Annotated in this window: 14 protein-coding genes and 1 riboswitch; of the genes, 7 read left to right on the forward strand and 7 right to left on the reverse strand. The window is 73.2% G+C overall.

Features of this window, described 5'->3' with window-relative positions; genetic code table 11:
• Nucleotides 1–60 precede the first annotated feature (60 nt).
• Nucleotides 61–3,660 carry a cobaltochelatase subunit CobN gene (gene cobN / locus ABT025_RS05830; RefSeq protein ID WP_350990281.1) on the reverse strand — a complete coding sequence of 1,200 codons (3,600 nt, stop codon included), beginning with the start codon at nucleotides 3,658–3,660 and terminating at the stop codon, nucleotides 61–63.
• Between the two features lie 90 nt (nucleotides 3,661–3,750).
• Nucleotides 3,751–3,847, reverse strand: a riboswitch (cobalamin riboswitch).
• An 83-nt stretch (nucleotides 3,848–3,930) separates the two neighbouring features.
• Here cobN and cobG point away from each other — a divergent pair.
• The 3 genes from cobG to ABT025_RS05845 all read left to right on the forward strand — a co-directional run bounded on the left by cobG (nucleotide 3,931) and on the right by ABT025_RS05845 (nucleotide 7,458).
• Nucleotides 3,931–5,250 carry a precorrin-3B synthase gene (gene cobG / locus ABT025_RS05835; protein ID WP_350990540.1) on the forward strand — a complete coding sequence of 440 codons (1,320 nt, stop codon included), beginning with the start codon at nucleotides 3,931–3,933 and terminating at the stop codon, nucleotides 5,248–5,250.
• A 73-nt stretch (nucleotides 5,251–5,323) separates the two neighbouring features.
• Nucleotides 5,324–5,950, forward strand: a complete 627-nt coding sequence (locus tag ABT025_RS05840; RefSeq protein WP_350990542.1) for a precorrin-8X methylmutase — start codon at nucleotides 5,324–5,326, stop codon at nucleotides 5,948–5,950.
• 2 nt (nucleotides 5,951–5,952) lie between these two features.
• Nucleotides 5,953–7,458, forward strand: coding sequence for a precorrin-2 C(20)-methyltransferase (locus tag ABT025_RS05845; protein WP_350990283.1), 1,506 nt, complete (start codon nucleotides 5,953–5,955; stop codon nucleotides 7,456–7,458).
• A 64-nt stretch (nucleotides 7,459–7,522) separates the two neighbouring features.
• Here ABT025_RS05845 and ABT025_RS05850 read toward each other — a convergent pair whose 3' ends face one another.
• Nucleotides 7,523–8,275, reverse strand: a complete 753-nt coding sequence (locus ABT025_RS05850; RefSeq protein ID WP_350990285.1) for a cobalt-precorrin-6A reductase — start codon at nucleotides 8,273–8,275, stop codon at nucleotides 7,523–7,525.
• 11 nt (nucleotides 8,276–8,286) lie between these two features.
• On the opposite strand from ABT025_RS05850, the gene ABT025_RS05855 reads away from it, so the two are divergent.
• Entirely contained in the window at nucleotides 8,287–9,423 is a 1,137-nt protein-coding gene (locus ABT025_RS05855) for a cobalt-precorrin-5B (C(1))-methyltransferase (RefSeq protein ID WP_350990287.1), read from the forward strand.
• An 8-nt stretch (nucleotides 9,424–9,431) separates the two neighbouring features.
• Here ABT025_RS05855 and cobM read toward each other — a convergent pair whose 3' ends face one another.
• From cobM to ABT025_RS05875, 4 genes are all read right to left on the reverse strand, one after another.
• Nucleotides 9,432–10,181: a precorrin-4 C(11)-methyltransferase gene (gene cobM / locus ABT025_RS05860; RefSeq protein ID WP_350990289.1), complete on the reverse strand. Its 750-nt coding sequence runs from the start codon at nucleotides 10,179–10,181 to the stop codon at nucleotides 9,432–9,434.
• Nucleotides 10,178–11,545 (reverse strand): precorrin-6y C5,15-methyltransferase (decarboxylating) subunit CbiE, encoded by a 1,368-nt coding sequence (gene cbiE, locus ABT025_RS05865; protein WP_502971892.1) that lies wholly within the window; start codon nucleotides 11,543–11,545, stop codon nucleotides 10,178–10,180. Before cbiE ends, cobM begins: the two co-directional genes overlap by 4 nt.
• Nucleotides 11,546–12,072: 527 nt before the next feature.
• On the reverse strand, nucleotides 12,073–12,495 hold the full coding sequence (locus tag ABT025_RS05870) for an SRPBCC family protein (RefSeq protein ID WP_350990293.1): 423 nt from the start codon (nucleotides 12,493–12,495) through the stop codon (nucleotides 12,073–12,075).
• 26 nt (nucleotides 12,496–12,521) lie between these two features.
• Entirely contained in the window at nucleotides 12,522–12,884 is a 363-nt protein-coding gene (locus ABT025_RS05875; RefSeq protein WP_350990295.1) for a VOC family protein, read from the reverse strand.
• 127 nt (nucleotides 12,885–13,011) lie between these two features.
• Here ABT025_RS05875 and ABT025_RS05880 point away from each other — a divergent pair, with 127 nt between their 5' ends.
• Nucleotides 13,012–13,833, forward strand: coding sequence for a helix-turn-helix domain-containing protein (locus ABT025_RS05880; RefSeq protein ID WP_350990297.1), 822 nt, complete (start codon nucleotides 13,012–13,014; stop codon nucleotides 13,831–13,833).
• A gap of 39 nt (nucleotides 13,834–13,872) precedes the next feature.
• Here the strand turns inward: ABT025_RS05880 and ABT025_RS05885 are convergent, their stop codons facing one another.
• Nucleotides 13,873–14,649 (reverse strand): polysaccharide deacetylase family protein, encoded by a 777-nt coding sequence (locus tag ABT025_RS05885; RefSeq protein WP_350990299.1) that lies wholly within the window; start codon nucleotides 14,647–14,649, stop codon nucleotides 13,873–13,875.
• Between the two features lie 298 nt (nucleotides 14,650–14,947).
• Here ABT025_RS05885 and ABT025_RS05890 point away from each other — a divergent pair, with 298 nt between their 5' ends.
• Nucleotides 14,948–15,532 carry a TetR/AcrR family transcriptional regulator gene (locus ABT025_RS05890; RefSeq protein ID WP_350990301.1) on the forward strand — a complete coding sequence of 195 codons (585 nt, stop codon included), beginning with the start codon at nucleotides 14,948–14,950 and terminating at the stop codon, nucleotides 15,530–15,532.
• Nucleotides 15,533–15,696: 164 nt separating this feature from the next.
• Nucleotides 15,697–17,046, forward strand: coding sequence for an MFS transporter (locus tag ABT025_RS05895; RefSeq protein ID WP_350990303.1), 1,350 nt, complete (start codon nucleotides 15,697–15,699; stop codon nucleotides 17,044–17,046).
• The last annotated feature ends 18 nt before the right edge of the window (nucleotides 17,047–17,064 follow it).

Consider the following 17,064-nt stretch of genomic DNA (forward strand, 5'->3'; position numbering starts at 1 on the left):
CGGGGCGGCGGAGGCCCGCCGGCCGGTGGGCCTCCGGCGTGAGCCGGAGGCGCTCCGGGCTCAGTCCTCCCCCTCCAGATTTCCTTCCGTCTCCAGGTACGCCTGGCGCAGGGCGTCGAGCACGGCGGGGTCGGGCTTGGCCCACATGCCGCGGGACTCGGCCTCCAGGAGGCGTTCGGCGATGCCGTGGAGGGCCCAGGGGTTGGCCTGTTGGAGGAATGCGCGGTTGACCGGGTCCAGGACGTACGTCTCGGTGAGCTTGTCGTACATCCAGTCGGCGACCACACCCGTCGTGGCGTCGTAGCCGAAGAGGTAGTCGACGGTGGCGGCGAGTTCGAAGGCTCCCTTGTAGCCGTGGCGGCGCATCGCCTCGATCCACTTGGGGTTGACGACACGGGCGCGGAAGACGCGGGAGGTCTCCTCGACCAGGGTGCGGGTGCGGACGGTCTCGGGGCGGGTGGAGTCACCGATGTACGCCTCGGGGGCACTGCCCTTGAGCGCACGGACCGTCGCCACCATGCCGCCGTGGTACTGGAAGTAGTCGTCGGAGTCGGCGATGTCGTGTTCGCGGGTGTCGGTGTTCTTCGCCGCGACCGCGATGCGCTTGTACGCGGTCTCCATCTCCTCGCGGGCCGGGCGGCCGTCGAGTTCGCGGCCGTAGGCGTAGCCGCCCCAGACCGTGTAGACCTCGGCGAGATCGGCGTCGGTGCGCCAGTCACGGGAGTCGATGAGCTGGAGGAGTCCCGCTCCGTACGTTCCGGGGCGGGAGCCGAAGATACGGGTGGTGGCCCGGCGTTCGTCGCCGTGGGCCGCGAGGTCGGCCTGGGTGTGGGCGCGTACGTGGTTCTGCTCGGCGGGCTCGTCCAGCGAGGCCGCCAGGCGGACCGCGTCGTCGAGGAGGCCGATGGTGTGCGGGAAGGCGTCGCGGAAGAAGCCGCTGATGCGGAGCGTGACGTCGATGCGCGGGCGGCCGAGTTCGGCCGCGGGGATCGCCTCCAGGCCGGTGACGCGGCGCGAGGCGTCGTCCCAGACCGGGCGGACGCCGAGGAGGGCGAAGGCTTCGGCGACGTCGTCGCCGGCGGTGCGCATCGCGCTCGTGCCCCACAGGGACAGGCCGACCGAGGTGGGCCAGTCGCCGTTGTCGGTGCGGTAGCGCTCCAGGAGCGAGTCGGCCAGGGCCTGGCCGGTTTCCCAGGCGAGCCGGGAGGGGACCGCCTTGGGGTCGACGGAGTAGAAGTTCCGCCCGGTCGGCAGGACGTTGACCAGGCCGCGCAGCGGGGAGCCGGAGGGGCCGGCGGGGACGAAGCCGCCGTTCAGCGCGTGGACGCAGTGGTCGAGTTCGTCCGTGGTGCCGGCCAGCCGCGGTACGACCTCGCGGGCGGCGAAGCCGAGGATGTCGGCGACGGCCTCCGGGTGTCCGGCGGCGACCCCGGCGACGGCGTCCGCCGCCCAGTCGGCGTCCTCCATCGCCTGGACCAGGACGCGGGCCCGCTCCTCGATGTCGTCGGCCGCGGTGCGGGTGGCCGCCGACTCGTCCAGGCCCAGCGCCTCGCGCAGGCCGGGCAGGGAGGTGGTACCGCCCCAGATCTGGCGGGCCCGCAGGATCGCGAGGACGAGGTTGACCCGGGCGGGGCCGGCGGGCGCGCCGCCCAGGACGTGCAGGCCGTCGCGGATCTGGACGTCCTTGATCTCACAGAGCCAGCCGTCGAGATGCATGATGAACTCGTCGAAGCCCTCGTCCTCGGGGCGGCCTTCGAGCCCGAGGTCGTGGTCGAGCCTGGCCGCCTGGATCAGGGTCCAGATCTGGGCGCGGACCGCCGGAAGCTTCGCCGGGTCCATCGCGGCGATCTGGGCGTGCTCGTCCAGGAGTTGTTCCAGCCGGGCGATGTCGCCGTAGCTGTCGGCGCGGGCCATCGGCGGTACGAGGTGGTCCACGAGCGTGGCGTGCACGCGGCGCTTGGCCTGGGTCCCCTCCCCCGGGTCGTTGACCAGGAACGGGTAGACGAGGGGGAGATCGCCGAGCGCCGCGTCGGGGCCGCAGGCGGCGGACAGGCCGGCGTTCTTGCCGGGCAGCCACTCCAGGTTGCCGTGCTTGCCGAGGTGGATCATCGCGTCGGCGCCGAAGCCGCCGTCCTCGGCACCGGCGGCGATCCAGCGGTAGGCGGCCAGGTAGTGGTGCGAGGGCGGCAGATCGGGGTCGTGGTAGATCGCGATCGGGTTCTCGCCGAAGCCGCGCGGCGGCTGGATGAGGATGAGCAGATTGCCGCGGCGCAGGGCGGCGAGGACGATGTCGCCCTCCGGGTTGCGCGAGCGGTCCAGGAACATCTCGCCGGGGGCCGGGCCCCAGTGCTGTTCGACGGCTTCGCGGAGTTCGGCCGGCAGTGTCGCGTACCAGCGCCGGTAGTCGGCCGCCGGGATGCGGACCGGGTTGCGGGCCAGTTGCTCCTCGGTGAGCCACTCCTGGTCGTGGCCGCCCGCCTCGATCAGCGCGTAGATCAGCTCGTCACCGTCGCCGGAGGCCAGGCCGGGCACTTCCTCCGTACCGAAGTCGTATCCCTCGGAGCGGAGCCGGCGCAGCAGGGCGACCGCGCTCGCGGGGGTGTCGAGGCCCACCGCGTTGCCGATCCGGGAGTGCTTGGTCGGGTAGGCGGACAGGACGAGCGCGAGGCGCTTCGCGTCGTTCGGGATGTGGCGGAGCCGGGCGTGCCGTACGGCGATCCCGGCGACCCTGGCCGCCCTCTCGGTGTCGGCGACGTACGCCGGGAGTCCGTCCTCGTCGATCTCCTTGAAGGAGAACGGGACGGTGATCAGCCGGCCGTCGAACTCGGGGACGGCGATCTGGCTCGCGGCGTCCAACGGCGAGACCCCCTCGTCGTTGCCCTCCCAGTCGGTGTGGGAGCTGGTGAGGCAGAGCGCCTGGAGGATCGGGACGTCGAGGCCGCTGAGAGCGCCGGCGTCCCAGGACTCGTCGTCACCGCCCGCCGATGCCTCGGCGGGCCGGGTACCGCCCGCCGCGAGGACGGTGGTCACGATCGCGTCGGCGGCGCGCAGGGCGTCGATGAGCTCGGGCTCCGGGGTGCGCAGGGAAGCGACGTACAGCGGCAGGGCGCGGGCGCCCTTGTCCTCCACGGCCCGGCACAGGGTCTCGATGAACGCGGTGTTGCCGCTCATGTGGTGTGCGCGGTAGTAGAGCACCGCGACGGTGGGGCCGTCCGCCGCCTCGCGGGGCGTGCGCTCCAGCGGCCCCCAGGAGGGGGCGGGTGCGGGCGGTTCGAAGCCGTGGCCGGTGAGCAGCACGGTGTCGGACAGGAAGCGGGCGAGCTGCTCCAGGTTGGCGGGTCCGCCGTGGGCGAGGTAGGCGTGTGCCTCGGCAGCGATCCCGATCGGGACGGTGGAGGCGGCCATCAGCTGGGCGTCGGGTGCCTGTTCCCCGGTGAGGACCACGACGGGGCGCCCGGTGGCGAGGACTTGGTCGAGGCCGTCCTGCCAGGCACGGACACCGCCGAGAAGACGTACGACGACCAGGTCGGCGCCGTCCAGGAGCTGCGGAAGGTCCTGGAGCGGGAGCCGGGAGGGGTTCGCGTAGCGGTAGGCGACCGGGCCGTCGGAGGCGCGGGCGCTGAGCAGGTCGGTGTCGGACGTCGACAGGAGCAGAATCATGCGGCGTCTGGCCTTCCTCGGGGTGTCCACGCTCCGGGCGGTGTCGAAAGGGTCTCCCCTGCCCGGCCTGCGCCGGGTGTGCGGGGAAGGGAGTTCCTGACTCGCCCGGCCGGTGGGACCAAGCTCACAGTGGCGGGACCGCGCCGGAATCGCACCGGGCTTCCTCCCCTGTCGCCGTGTGTGGCGACGACGTGCCGGATGGCCCGTCACTAGGCATAGTAAGGGTCCCTTGCCAACTGTGGGTCATACGGATCTGATGAGATGGTCGGTATGCTCGCCGCCATGCCCCCGCCAGCCACCACGCCCGCACCGCCCGGAGACCCGTCCGTGCGGGCTCATGGCGATGCCTGCCCCGGGACGCTGCGGCTGCACCGGGCGGACGACGGGGCGCTGGCGCGCATCCGCGTTCCCGGCGGCGTACTGACCGCGGACCAGGCGGACGTGCTGCGGGAGTTGGCGAGTGGTCCGGGCGACGGTGAGCTGCATCTCACCTCGCGCGGCAATGTGCAGCTGCGCGGCCTGGGGCCGGGAAGCGGCGGCGAACTGGTCGCCAGGATGCGCGAGTCGGGGCTGCTGCCCTCCGAACGGCACGAGCGGATCCGTAACGTCGTCGCCTCCCCGCTGTCCGGGCTCGACGGCCGCGGGGAGCGGGACATCCGCCCGTGGCTGTCCGCGCTGGACGCGCTGTTGTGCGCGAGTGACGCGGCGGCCGGTCTGTCCGGGCGGTTCCTGTTCGCGCTCGACGACGGACGTGGCGACGTGGACGCGCTCGGCGGCGATGTGACCCTGCGGGCGCGGAGCGACGGGGACGCGATCCTGCGGATCGGCGCGGAGGAATCCGTGGTGCGGATACCGGGCGCCGGTGCGCCGCAGGCCGCGCTCGCCGCCGCCGAGGCCTTCCTGGACGCCTCACCCGCTTCCGGTGCCTGGCGGGTGACGGATCTGCCGGCGGGTGCCGGGTCCCTTCTCGACGAGGTCGTACGGCGGTTGCGGCCTGCCGGGATACGCACCACGCGCACCGTCGCCCCGGTGGAACCGCGGGGCTCCGCGGCCCCGGCCCTCGGCGCGGTGACCGGCCTCCGCGACATGGTCGCGCTGTCGGTCGGCCTGCCGCTGGGGCGCATCGGCGCAGGGCAGTGGCGGACGCTGACGGACATCGCCAGGCACCGGGGTGACGGCGAACTCCGGCTGACCCCGTGGCGGGGCGTCGTCGTTCCCGGGGTCGGCCGGGAGCAGGCCGCGGAGCTGCTGGACTCCCTGGGCGCCGCCGGCCTGATCGTCGGTCCCCGCTCCCCCTGGACCGGCGTGGGGGCATGTATCGGACGGCCGGGCTGCGCGAAGTCCCTGGCCGATGTGCGGGCCGAGGCGGCGGCCGCCATGGGGCCCGTGGGCGCGCTGCCGGTGTACTGGTCGGGGTGCGAACGCCGGTGCGGTCATCCGCAGGGCGAGTGGATCGACGTCGTCGCCACCCCGGACGGCCACCGGGTCGCCCGCGTACGGGACGGCCGTCGAGACGCCCCGGTGAGCATCGACGACAGCCCCACCGCTCTCGCCGCCGCGGTATCGGCGGCCCGCGGCGCCCTCGGCTGACCCCCTCGGCCCCACCCCGCGCACCCCCGCGACACCCCACCGTTCCATGCCCGATGAAGAGAGCGACAGCACTGTGCACCAGTACGAGAAGGACGGACCGGCCATCTATCGCCAGTCCTTCGCCACCATTCGCGCGGAGGCGGATCTGGCGGGCCTGCCCGCGGACGTGAGCCAGGTCGCGGTCCGGATGATCCACGCCTGCGGCATGGTCGACCTGGTACGCGATCTCGCCTTCACCCCGGACGTGGTGGCCCGCGCCCGCGAGGCACTCCGGGCGGGCGCCCCCATCCTGTGCGACGTGGCCATGGTCGCCAGCGGTGTCACCCGCAAGCGGCTGCCCGCGGACAACGAGGTCGTGTGCACCCTGTCCGACCCGGCGGTGCCCGGACTCGCGGCGGAACTCGGCACCACCCGCAGCGCGGCCGCCCTGGAGCTGTGGCGCGACCGGCTGGAGGGTGCGGTCGTCGCCGTCGGCAACGCGCCCACCGCCCTGTTCCGGCTGCTCGAGATGATCGAGGAGGGCGCACCGCGCCCCGCCGCCGTCATCGGGGTCCCGGTCGGATTCGTCGGCGCCGCCGAGTCCAAGGACGCCCTGGCCGTACACCCGTCGGGCCTGGAGCACCTGATCGTGCGCGGCCGTCGCGGCGGCAGCGCCATCGCGGCCGCCGCCGTCAACGCGATCGCCAGCGAGGAAGAGTAACCGTGAACGAGCAGAAGACGGGCCGGCTGTACGGAGTCGGGCTCGGCCCCGGCGATCCCGCCCTGATGACCCTGCGCGCGGTGGAGATCATCGCCGAGGCCGATGTCGTCGCGTACCACAGCGCCCGGCACGGACGGTCCATCGCGCGGTCCATCGCGGCGAAGCACATCCGCGCCGACCACGTGGAAGAGGCGCTGGTCTACCCCGTCACGACGGAGACGACGGACCACCCGGGCGGCTACCGGGGCGCGATGGAGGACTTCTACACCGAGGCGGCGGCCCGGCTCGCGGTGCACCTCGACGCCGGCCGCACGGTCGCCGTACTCGCCGAGGGCGACCCGCTCTTCTACGGCTCGTACATGCACATGCACAAGCGGCTCGCCGACCGGTACCCCACCGAGGTGATCCCCGGTGTCACCTCCGTCAGTGCTGCGGCCGCCCGGCTCGGCACCCCGCTCGCCGAGGGCGAGGAGGTGCTGACCATCCTGCCCGGCACCCTTCCGGAGGAGGAGCTGACCGCCCGTCTGGCCTCCACCGACGCGGCCGTTGTCATGAAGCTGGGCCGTACCTTCCCCGCTGTGCGCCGGGCGTTCGAGGCGTCCGGGCGGCTGCCCGAGGCCCGCTACGTGGAGCGCGCCACGATGGCCGGGGAGCGCCTGGGCGACCTGGCCGGCACCGATGCCGCGTCCGTGCCGTACTTCGCGGTCGCCGTCCTGCCCAGCAGGATCGACGCGCCGCGTCCCGGACGCACCCCCGGCGACGGCGAGGTCGTCGTGGTCGGCACGGGCCCGGCGGGCCCGCTGTGGCTCACGCCCGAGACCCGCGGCGCACTGGCCGCCGCCGACGACGTGGTCGGTTACACCACCTACCTGGAGCGGGTGCCGGTCCGCCCGGGGCAGGTGCGGCACGGCTCCGACAACAAGGTCGAGTCGGAGAGGGCCGAGTTCGCCCTGGACCTGGCCCGGCGCGGGCGGCGGGTGGCCGTGGTGTCCGGCGGCGACCCGGGGGTGTTCGCCATGGCGACGGCCGTCCTGGAGGCGGCCTCGCAGGAGGAGTACGCGGACGTGCCGGTACGGGTGCTGCCGGGCGTGACGGCGGCCAACGCGGCAGCCGCCCGTGCGGGCGCACCGCTGGGCCACGACTACGCCACGATCTCGCTCTCCGACCGGCTCAAGCCGTGGGAGGTCATCGCGGAGCGGCTGCGGGCGGCCGCCTCGGCGGACCTGGTGCTCGCGCTGTACAACCCCGGTTCCCGCAGCCGGACCTGGCAGGTCGGCAAGGCTCGCGATCTGCTTCTGGAGCACCGCTCGCCCGACACCCCCGTGGTGCTCGGCCGGGACGTCGGCGGACCCGCCGAGAGCGTACGCACCGTACGTCTGGCCGATCTCGACCCGGCCGAGGTCGACATGCGCACGATCCTGATCGTGGGGTCCTCGCAGACCCGCTGGGTACGGCGGGGCGACGGCCGGCAGATCGTGTGGACGCCGCGCCGCTATCCGGAGGCCTGAGCACCGAGGACCGCACCCGGGCCCTTCGCCGCCGCGACGCCGCCCTCCCTGTGCGGGACAGCCCTTACGGCCGGCAGCCGAGCGCCCGCAGCCAGGCGACGGCCCCCTCCGGGGTGCCGGCCACCGCGACCCCCTCGGGGGCCGGTGGCCGGCGCACCACGACGACCGGGATCCGGGCCTCGCGGGCGGCCGTGAGCTTGGGGGCGGTGGCGGCGCCTCCGCTGTCCTTGGTGACGAGGACGTCGACGCGGTGGCGGCGGATCAGCTCGCGCTCACCGTCGAGTGTGAACGGACCCCGGTCGAGGAGGGTCTCCATCCGTGCCGGGTGCGGAGGTTCGGGGGCGTCGACCGACCGCATCAGGAACCACAGGTCGTCCAGTCCGGCGAAGGCGGCGAGCCCCATGCGTCCCGTCGTGAGGAACACGCGCCGCCCCAGTGCGGGAAGCGCCCCGGCCGCCTCGGCCAGGGAACCGGCCTGGTGCCAGTCGTCACCGTCGCCCGCCACCCATCCGGGCCGCCGCAGCATGAGCAGGGGAACATGGGTGGCAGCGGCTGCGGTGGCCGCGTGGAAACTGATCGTCCCGGCGAAAGGATGGGTGGCGTCGATGAGCGCATCCACCCGGTGCGTACGCAGCCATGCCGCGAGCCCGTCGGCTCCGCCGAAGCCTCCGACACGGACCTCTCCCGGCGGGAGCCTCGGACTGGCCACCCGGCCGGCGAGGGAGCTGGTCACCCTGGTCCCGGCGGGAAGTTCCGCCCCCAGCAGCTCGGCGAGACGGCGGGCCTCCGTCGTCCCGCCCAGTATCAGAACGTGCATCGGATCCATCCATGAGTGAAGCGAAAGGCGGGCGCGACGCCCAACTCAAACACACCGGTCTGCGCCCCGGCTGGACGACCGGTGCCTGCGCCACCGCCGCCACCACGGCCGCGTACACGGCGCTGCTGAGCGGCGGCTTCCCCGACCCGGTCACCATCACCCTTCCCAAGGGCCAGAACCCGGCCTTCGCCCTGGCGGTCGAGGAACTGGCCGCGGGGCAGGCGACGGCCGGGGTGGTGAAGGACGCGGGCGACGATCCCGACGTCACGCACGGCGCTCTGGTCCGGGCCACCGTACGGGCGCTGCCGCCGGGCTCGGGTGTGGTGTTCCGGGCCGGGCCGGGGGTCGGTACGGTCACGCTGCCCGGCCTGCCGCTCGACGTCGGCGAGCCCGCGATCAACCCCGTGCCGCGGCAGATGATCCGCGAGCACATCGCTCAGGTCGCGGCGGCGCACCGCGGCTCCGGGGACGTCGAAGTCACCGTCTCCGTCGACCACGGCGAGGAGATCGCCCGCTCCACGTGGAATCCTCGGCTCGGCATCCTGGGCGGGCTCTCGATCCTCGGCACGACCGGCATCGTGGTGCCCTACTCCTGCTCGGCGTGGATCGACTCGATCCGCCGCGGCGTGGACGTGGCCCGCGCGGCCGGACACACCCACGTGGCGGGCTGCACCGGTTCCACATCCGAGAAGACCGTGGTGGCCGAGTACGGGCTGCCGGAGATCGCCCTGCTCGACATGGGGGACTTCGCGGGCGCGGTGCTCAAGTACGTACGCCGCCACCCCGTGGAACGGCTCACCGTCTGCGGGGGTTTCGCCAAACTGTCGAAGCTCGCCGCCGGCCATCTCGACCTGCACTCCGGACGCTCCCAGGTCGACAAGGCCTTCCTCGCCGGACTGGCCCGGCGGGGCGGCGCGGACGAAGCCCTCGTTGCCGGAGTCGCGGCCGCCAACACCGGTCTCGCGGCACTCCAGTTGTGCCAGGCCCGCGGCGTTCCGCTCGGTGACCTGGTGGCCATGGCGGCACGGGACGAGGCGCTGTCGGTCCTGCGGGGCGCGCCGGTCGCCGTCGACGTCATCTGCATCGACCGGGCCGGCACGGTCGTCGGGCGCAGCAGCGTGGGACGGGGGCCGACCCGGCCGATGTGACGTCGCGGTCAGCAGGCGTGCCGCTCGCGTCCGGGCGAGTAGAGGTGGCTGTCACGGAACTGCTCGGAGCCCAGTGTGCGGCCCACCATGATCACGGCGGTACGGATCACGCCCGCCGCCTTCACCTGCTCCGCGATGCCGTCGAGAGGGCCGCGCAGGATGACCTCGTCGGGACGGGAGGCCAGGGCCACGACGGCGGCCGGGCAGTCGGCCCCGTAGTGGGGCAGCAGTTCCTCGACGACGCGGTCCACGTACTTGGCGGCGAGATGCAGGACGATCAGGGCCCCGCTGCGCCCCAGCGTCGCCAGGTCCTCGCCCTCCGGCATCGCGGTGGCCCGGTTCGCCACACGGGTGAGGATGACGGTCTGGCCGACCGTGGGCACGGTCAGCTCCCGCTTGAGCGCCGCCGCTGCGGCCGCGAACGCGGGTACTCCCGGCACCACTTCGTAGGGCACGCCGGCCTCGTCGAGGCGCCGCATCTGCTCGTTGACCGCGCTGAACACCGAGGGATCGCCCGAGTGCAGCCGCGCCACGTCGTGGCCCGCCCGGTGGGCGGCTGTCAGCTCGGCGGTGATCTGGTCGATGTCGAGGTGCGCGGTGTCCACCAGACGCGCGTCCGCGGGGCACTCGGCGAGCAGCTCACGGGGCACCAGGCTCCCCGCGTACAGGCACACGCCGCAGGCGGCGAGCGTACGCGCACCACGCACCGTGATCAGGTCGGCCGCACCCGGACCTGCGCCGATGAAGTACACGGTCATCTGTTGTCTCCTGAAGGTTCTGCGGGGGCCACGGCTGAGGGGTCGGCGAGGGCTTCGGCCGCGCTCGTCGCGAGGGCTTCGGCCGCGTTCGCCTCCGCGGCAGGGCCGGCGGGGCCGGTCGAGGGTTTGCGTACGGACCACTGCGTGACCGGCATCGCCTGTCGCCAGCCGGTGAATCCACCGACCGGGACGGCGTGCGCGACCGCGAGACGGACCAGGTCACCGCCGTGCCGGCGGTATCGCTCGGCGAGCAGCGCCTCGGACTCCAGGGTGACCGTGTTGGCGACCAGCCGCCCGCCGGCCGGCAGCGCGTCCCAGCAGGCGTCCAGCAGTCCAGGCACGGTGAGCCCGCCACCGATGAACACGGCGTCGGGCGTGGGCAGTCCGGTCAGGCAGCCGGGGGCCCGGCCGGTGACCACGCGCAGGCCGGGCACACCGAGGCGTTCGGCGTTCTCCGTGATCCGCCGTGCCCGTACGGGGTCGCGCTCCACGGTGATCGCCCGGCAGGAGGGGTGGGTCCGCATCCACTCGATCGCCACGGACCCCGAACCGCCGCCGATGTCCCACAGGAGCTCGCCGGGGGCGGGTGCGAGCACGCCGAGGGTGGCGGCCCGGACATGGCGCTTGGTGAGCTGGCCGTCGTGCGCGTACGCCTCGTCGGGCAGGCCGGGGACGGCGCCGAGGCGCAGGGCGCCGGGGGAGCTCAGGCACTCGACCGCGATGACGTTCAGGGGGTCGCCGGGCGGGCGCGCCCAGGCGTCCGCCGTACCCTCGGCGCACGCCTCGTTCTCGCCGCCGAGCTGTTCCAGCACCCGCAACCGGCTCGGCCCGAAGCCGTGTTCCCGCAGAAGAGCCGCGACCACACCGGGAGTGGTGGCGTCCGCGCTGAGGACCAGCAGCCGACGGCCGTCGTGCAGGGCGGCGGCCAGCCGGGCCGCAGGGCGGCCGACCAGGGTGACGACCTCGGTGTCCTCCAGAGGCCAGCCGACGCGGGCGCAGGCGTAGGAGACGGACGACGGGTGCGGCAGAATCCGCAGCCCCGCGGACCCCAGCACTTCGGTGAGGGCCCGCCCGATGCCGTAGAACATCGGGTCGCCGCTGGCCAGGACGGCGATGCTGCTTCCCGCGTGCGCGGCCAGCAGGCCGGGGACCGCGGGCCTGAGCGGCGAGGGCCACGGCACGCGGCGTCCTGCGCACTCCGCCGGGAGCAGGCCCAGTTGGCGCTCGCCGCCGATCAGGACCTGCGCGCCGATGAGCTCCGAGCGCGCCGCCTCAGGGAGTCCGGCCCATCCGTCGGCTCCGATCCCCACCACGCTCACTGCAGGTGGGGCGGGGTGCACGGCGGGTTCGGGGGTCACGGACAGTACCTCGGGTCTTGGGGGCTGACGCACCCGAACTCTACTGTCCGGGCTCGGCCGGACACCGGCCAGGTGGCTTCGCCGGGCCCTCACCGCACATCGGCCTCCCTGCCCGGCACCGCTTCGCGCAAAGAGCTGAAAACTCCTGCACGAAGCCTTGACGCGTACATACCTGGACGGCGGGCTCCGACGCGGAATCCCCCATGCGCAGCCGCCTCCCTGGGCACAGCTGTGCCCGATGCCGAAGGAGCCGCACCCTTGCAGCACAGAACCCGACTGCTGGACGGGCTGTCAGCCTCCGCGGCCGCCTCCGCCCCGTTGGCGCCCTCCGCGCCGTACGCCCGGCACACCACGACGCCTCCACCGAGCCGTTCGCCCGGGTGGGCCATGCGGCCGGGTAACGCCGCCCGATAGCGGTCCCGGGCCGGGAACCCTCTCCCCTTCTCGCGCCGGGTGCGGGGCGGCGCATCCCCTCCGCCCCGCCCCGGCGCGAGTGGCCCCGGGTTCCTATCCGGCCGCCGGGGCCCGGGGCCCTATCCCGCCGCCGGGGCCCGGGTGGTGGCCTTCAGCGTGTTCTGCATGACGTGCGCGCCCTGCTCGACCATCTCGCGGATGGAGTCCGCGAGTTCGTCCGGCGTCACGTCGGTCGTCCAGACGAAACGGCTGCGCCCCTCCGCGGCGTCGAGGACCTGCATCGAGGCGTGATGGTGTTTCGGCGCCAGCGAGCCGCCGACCACCGCGTAGGCCACCCGGCGGGCGGCATCGTCGATGTCCACGATCAGCTCGTGAACGACGACTCCGGTCGCGAAGGTCACGATCCTGGTGTCCGCCTCCATCCGGGTGTCCGTGACGAAGCCCGGCACCAGGCGCCGGTGCACGGCTCCGACCTCGCGCAGGGCCTCCCAGACGTTCGCCGGGGAGTTGTCGATCAGGAATTCCTTGTGGATGTGAGCCATGTGGTCTTCTCCTGTCGGGCGATCGGTCAGGCGCCGGCGGCGAGGCAGAACGGGTGCCCCTCGGGATCGGTGAGGACGATCCACTGGTCCTTGCCCGGCTGGAACCCGGGCCTCGACGCCCCGAGGGCGACGATCCGGCCTGCCGCCTCCTCCAGGTCGGAGACCGTGAAGTCGAGGTGGGCGTGGCTGTTCCCGTCGGGCCAGCCGGGGGCCCGGTGGCCCTCGACGCGTACGAAGGCCAGACCGGGGTGGTCCCCGCCGGCAAGGGACGCGTGGTCCTCGCCGCTTTCGGCGATCTCCAGGCCCGTGACCTTGCTGTAGAACTCGGCGAGCCCGGACGGGTCGTCGCAGTCGATGACGACGGTGCTGATCCTGGCGGGAGCGGGCATGACGGCGACTCCTTGATGGCGGTACGGGGTGAGGTGCGACACCGCTCAGCCTGCTCGCCACGCCCCCGCCCGGTCTTGAAGATCCTTGCGCAGGGCGGCTGTCAGACCTCCGGCGTAGCGTTCAGGAGTGCTCACCTCCACCGTCCTCGCCAGCCGGCCTGGCTTCTGCATCACCGCCGTCGACTGCCGGGACGACCACACCCGCTGGTCACCCGCGGAGGTACGCGAGGACTACCGCGTGGTGCTCGTGCGCCGCGGCCGGTTCCGCAGGCAGACGGCCGGTGGCCCCGCCGAGGTCGACCTGACGATGGCCTACCTCGGCGTCCCGGGCGAGGAGGAGCGCTTCGCACACCCGTCCGGCGGGGGCGACGCGTGCACGTCGATCAGCCTGACGCCCGCGCTGTGGAGGGTCGTGGCGGGTGAGGACGCCCGCCCGGTCCGGCAGAGCGTGTACGTGGGCGCCCGCCTCGATCTGGCCCACCGCCGCGTCCTCGCGTCCGCCCGCACCGGCGATGTGGACCACGCGGTGACCGAGGAGCTCCTCGGTCTGCTCTCCGCCACCGTCGGCCAGGCCGTCGGCGGGGCCGTTCCGGCCGGCGTCCGTCCCGGCCGTGACGAGGCGGGGCTCGTCGCCGCGGCCCGGCACGCGATCGGCGAGTCCCACCCCGCCTCCGAGGGGCTGCTGCCGCTCGCGGAGCTTCTCGGCGTCTCGCCCTACCGCCTGAGCCGCTCCTTCACCCGTGAGCTGGGGGTCTCACTGACCCGCTACCGCAACCGGGTGCGTATAGGCCGGGCCCTCGACCGGCTGGACGCGGGCGAGGAAAGCCTCGCGACCCTCGCCGCCGACCTGGGCTTCTCCGACCAGGCCCACCTCTGCCGGACCATGCGCGAGTACCTCGGCCACACGCCGACGGCACTGCGCCGGCTCCTCACCCCGCGGCAGTCCTGAGGAGGCACAGGGGCTGCGGAAGAGCGCCCCGAGTCCCCCTCACCGCACGGGGAAACCGAAGGCGTAGCCCTGCTGCCTCAGCCAGGGCAGGACCTCGCGCAGCGCGGCCAGGGTCTGGGAGCGGTCGCCACCCGCGTCGTGGAAGAGAACGGTCGGCCCGTTGGAGATCTCGCTCTTGACCGTGGCGACCATGGTGTCCACGCCGGGACGCTCGAAGTCCTTGGTGTCGACGTTCCAGCCCAGCGGCCGCATCCCCCGGGACGCGGCGAGGTGGCGGCTGTACGGGGTGAAGGCGCCGCCCGGGGCCCGGTAGTACTGCGGCCGGACGCCTCCGGACGCCTTGGTGATCATGCGTTCGGCGTCGAGGATCTGCTGGGACTGGTAGGCCTCGGACTTGGTGTCCATGGCGGTGTCGTGCGAGACGGTGTGGTTGCACAGCCGGTGCCCGTCCGCCACGACCGCCTTGACGAGGGACGGGTACGCCTCGGCCTGGGTGCCCACCATGCAGAACGTGGCCTTCACACCACTGTCCTTCAGGAGTTGCAGCACCTGCGGCGTCCAGACCGGGTCCGGTCCGTCGTCGATGGTGATGTTGACGCCCTTGGCGCCGCGGTCCGAGGCGTGCGCGATGTCCGCAGCCACCTTCGCCACCCGGTCCTTGGGCTCGGCTTCCGGCGCCGAGATGGACGCCTGGGGCCCTCCTGCGACGGTGCCGGCCTGTGCGGTCCACAACGAGGTGGCAGCGGCCATCGCCGTCACTCCGAGCGCCGCCGCGAGAAGCTTGGTGTGCCATCCCCTTCCCTTGTGCTTCGCCATGTCCGCCCGCCCCTTTGTCGTCTCCGCCGATGCCCTGACCTGCCCTGCTCCCATGAAGACACACGAACGCACCTTCGGGATCCCTCTGTTACCGATCGCAGACGAATCCGCAGGCGACCGGCGACATTCGCCGGAGGCCGGATCCGCATGACGGGCAGTCATCACCGGGGAGCAGCACGCGGCCAGGGTCAGCGCACTGCGGGCGGCCGCGGCGCCGAGCCACCGAAAAGAAACGCAACGGGCTGCGACGCAACGCCATTATTGACCGATCGTTCTGATTGGGCTTAGAGTCTTCCCTGTGGCCAGGACCAAGGAATTCGATCCCGAAGCCGCGCTGCAGTCGGCCCTTGAGCTGTTCTGGCGGCGCGGCTACGAAGCGACATCGATGGCCGACCTCGTCGAGCACCTCGGCATCGGCCGCGCCAGCATCTACGCCACCTTCGGCAACAAGCACGAGCTGTACCTGAAAGCCATGGACCGGTACTCGGAGGGGCGCGATCCACTCCTCCTCGCCGAGCTGTCGCAGCCGGGACCCACGCTGCCCGCCGTGCGCTCGGTGGTGCGCCGCTTCGCCTCGGAGGCCGCCTCGCCCGAGGGGCGGCTGAACGGCTGCCTCATCACCAACACCGCGGCCGAGCTTGCCCCGCACGACACCGCGGCCGCGCGTCGGGTCGAGCTCAGCTGGGAGCACCTCGAAACCCCGCTGCACTCCGCGCTCGTACGGGCCCGGGCCCAGGGCGAGCTGCCCGAGGACCGCGACCCTCGCGCACTGGCCCGGATGCTGCTCGTCCTGCTGCAGGGCGTACGGATCGTCGGGAAGGCCTCCAGCGATCCCGCCAGGGTGCGGGACGCGGTCGAGCAGGCACTGACCCTGCTGGACTGAATCACCCACGCGGGAACCGCCGGAGCCACCACCCCCCTTCCCGCACCCGCACACCCACCCGCACGCCCACACGCACACCCATCCGCACGCCCGCACGCCCGCACGCCCGCACGCCCGCACGCTCACATAATGGACCGATCGTTCAAGATACGAGGGAGGGTGTCATGACCGTCGAGGGAGCCTCCCCCGTCGCCGACGTGCAGCACCGGCACGCCTTGGCACTTCTCGGCAGCATCCAGATCACCCTGATCTTCACGCTCTCAGCGATCGCCGTACCGCTGCCTCGCATCGGGCAGGAATTCGGCTTACAACGGCCCGACTTGATTCTGCTCAGTGCCGCATACGGACTGACCTTCGCCGGGCTGCTGCTCCTGGGCGGCCGCCTCGCCGACCGCTACGGCGGACGGCGCATGCTCACCGCGGGCCTCGCCCTCTTCGCCGCCGCATCCGCCGTCGCCCCGTTCGCTCCCGGCATCGGGACGCTGATCGCGGCCCGCTTCGCACAGGGCGCCGGTGCGGCCCTCGTCGCACCCGCCGCCATGGCGGTGCTGCGCGTCACCTTCTCCTCCCCCGCCGCGTACCGCAGGGCGATGGCCACCTGGGGCGGGCTCTCCGTGCTCGGCGCGACGGCCGGCAATCTGCTCTCCGGCGTCATCCTGTCGCTGCTCTCGTGGCGTTGGACCTTCGTGCCACCGGTCGTGGTCGCGGTCGCGGCCCTCTTCCTCGCCTCCCGGTCGCTGCCGCCCACCGCTGCGAACCGGGGCAGGGCGCTCGACCTGACGGGTGCTCTGCTCGCCACCGCCGGGATCGTCCTCACCAGTTACGGGCTCGTCGTCACCGACACCCACCCCTGGTCGTCGGCCGGAGTGCTCGTGCCGCTGCTCGGCGGCGCCGCACTGCTCGTCGCGTTCCTGTGCGCCGAGCGTCGCGTCCACGACCCGCTGCTGCCGACCGCCTTCCTGCTCGGCCGGCGGCGCGCCCTCGCCCTCCTGGCCATCGCGTCGAGCGCCTGCGGGACCGCGATGACCTTCGTGGTCCTCTCGCTCCACCTCCAGCAGGCCCGCGACTGGTCACCGCTGCAGACCTCGGCCGCCTTCGTGCCGTTCGCCGTCGTACTGATCTCCTCGGGCCGGGTGGCAGGACCACTGATCATTCGTTACGGGGCCCAGGCCGTCACGACCGCCGGGCTCGGCACCGCAGCGGCCGGGCTCGCTCTCCTCGCCCTCACCGGACTCGATGCGCACATCCCGTACGCGTACGGGCTGCTGCCGGGCCTCGTGCTGCTGCCGGCCGGCGCCGCGGCCTCCTTCGGGGGAGCCGCCGTGCTCACCACCGAAGGCGTACCGCAGGAGCAGACCGGGCTCGCGGGCAGCGTGCTGAACAGCGCGATGGAGCTCGGCCCGACCGTCCTCTTCGCCGTCCTGCTCACGCTCGGCAGCGACGCCCGGTCCCTCGGTGCGACGGGAATCACCCTTGTCGCCCTCGCCCTCCTCAACCACCGCAGCACCAAGTAACCGTTCATTCGAAGGAGT

Source organism: Streptomyces sp. NPDC002809, from assembly GCF_040295435.1.
Taxonomy (GTDB): Bacteria; Actinomycetota; Actinomycetes; order Streptomycetales; family Streptomycetaceae; genus Streptomyces.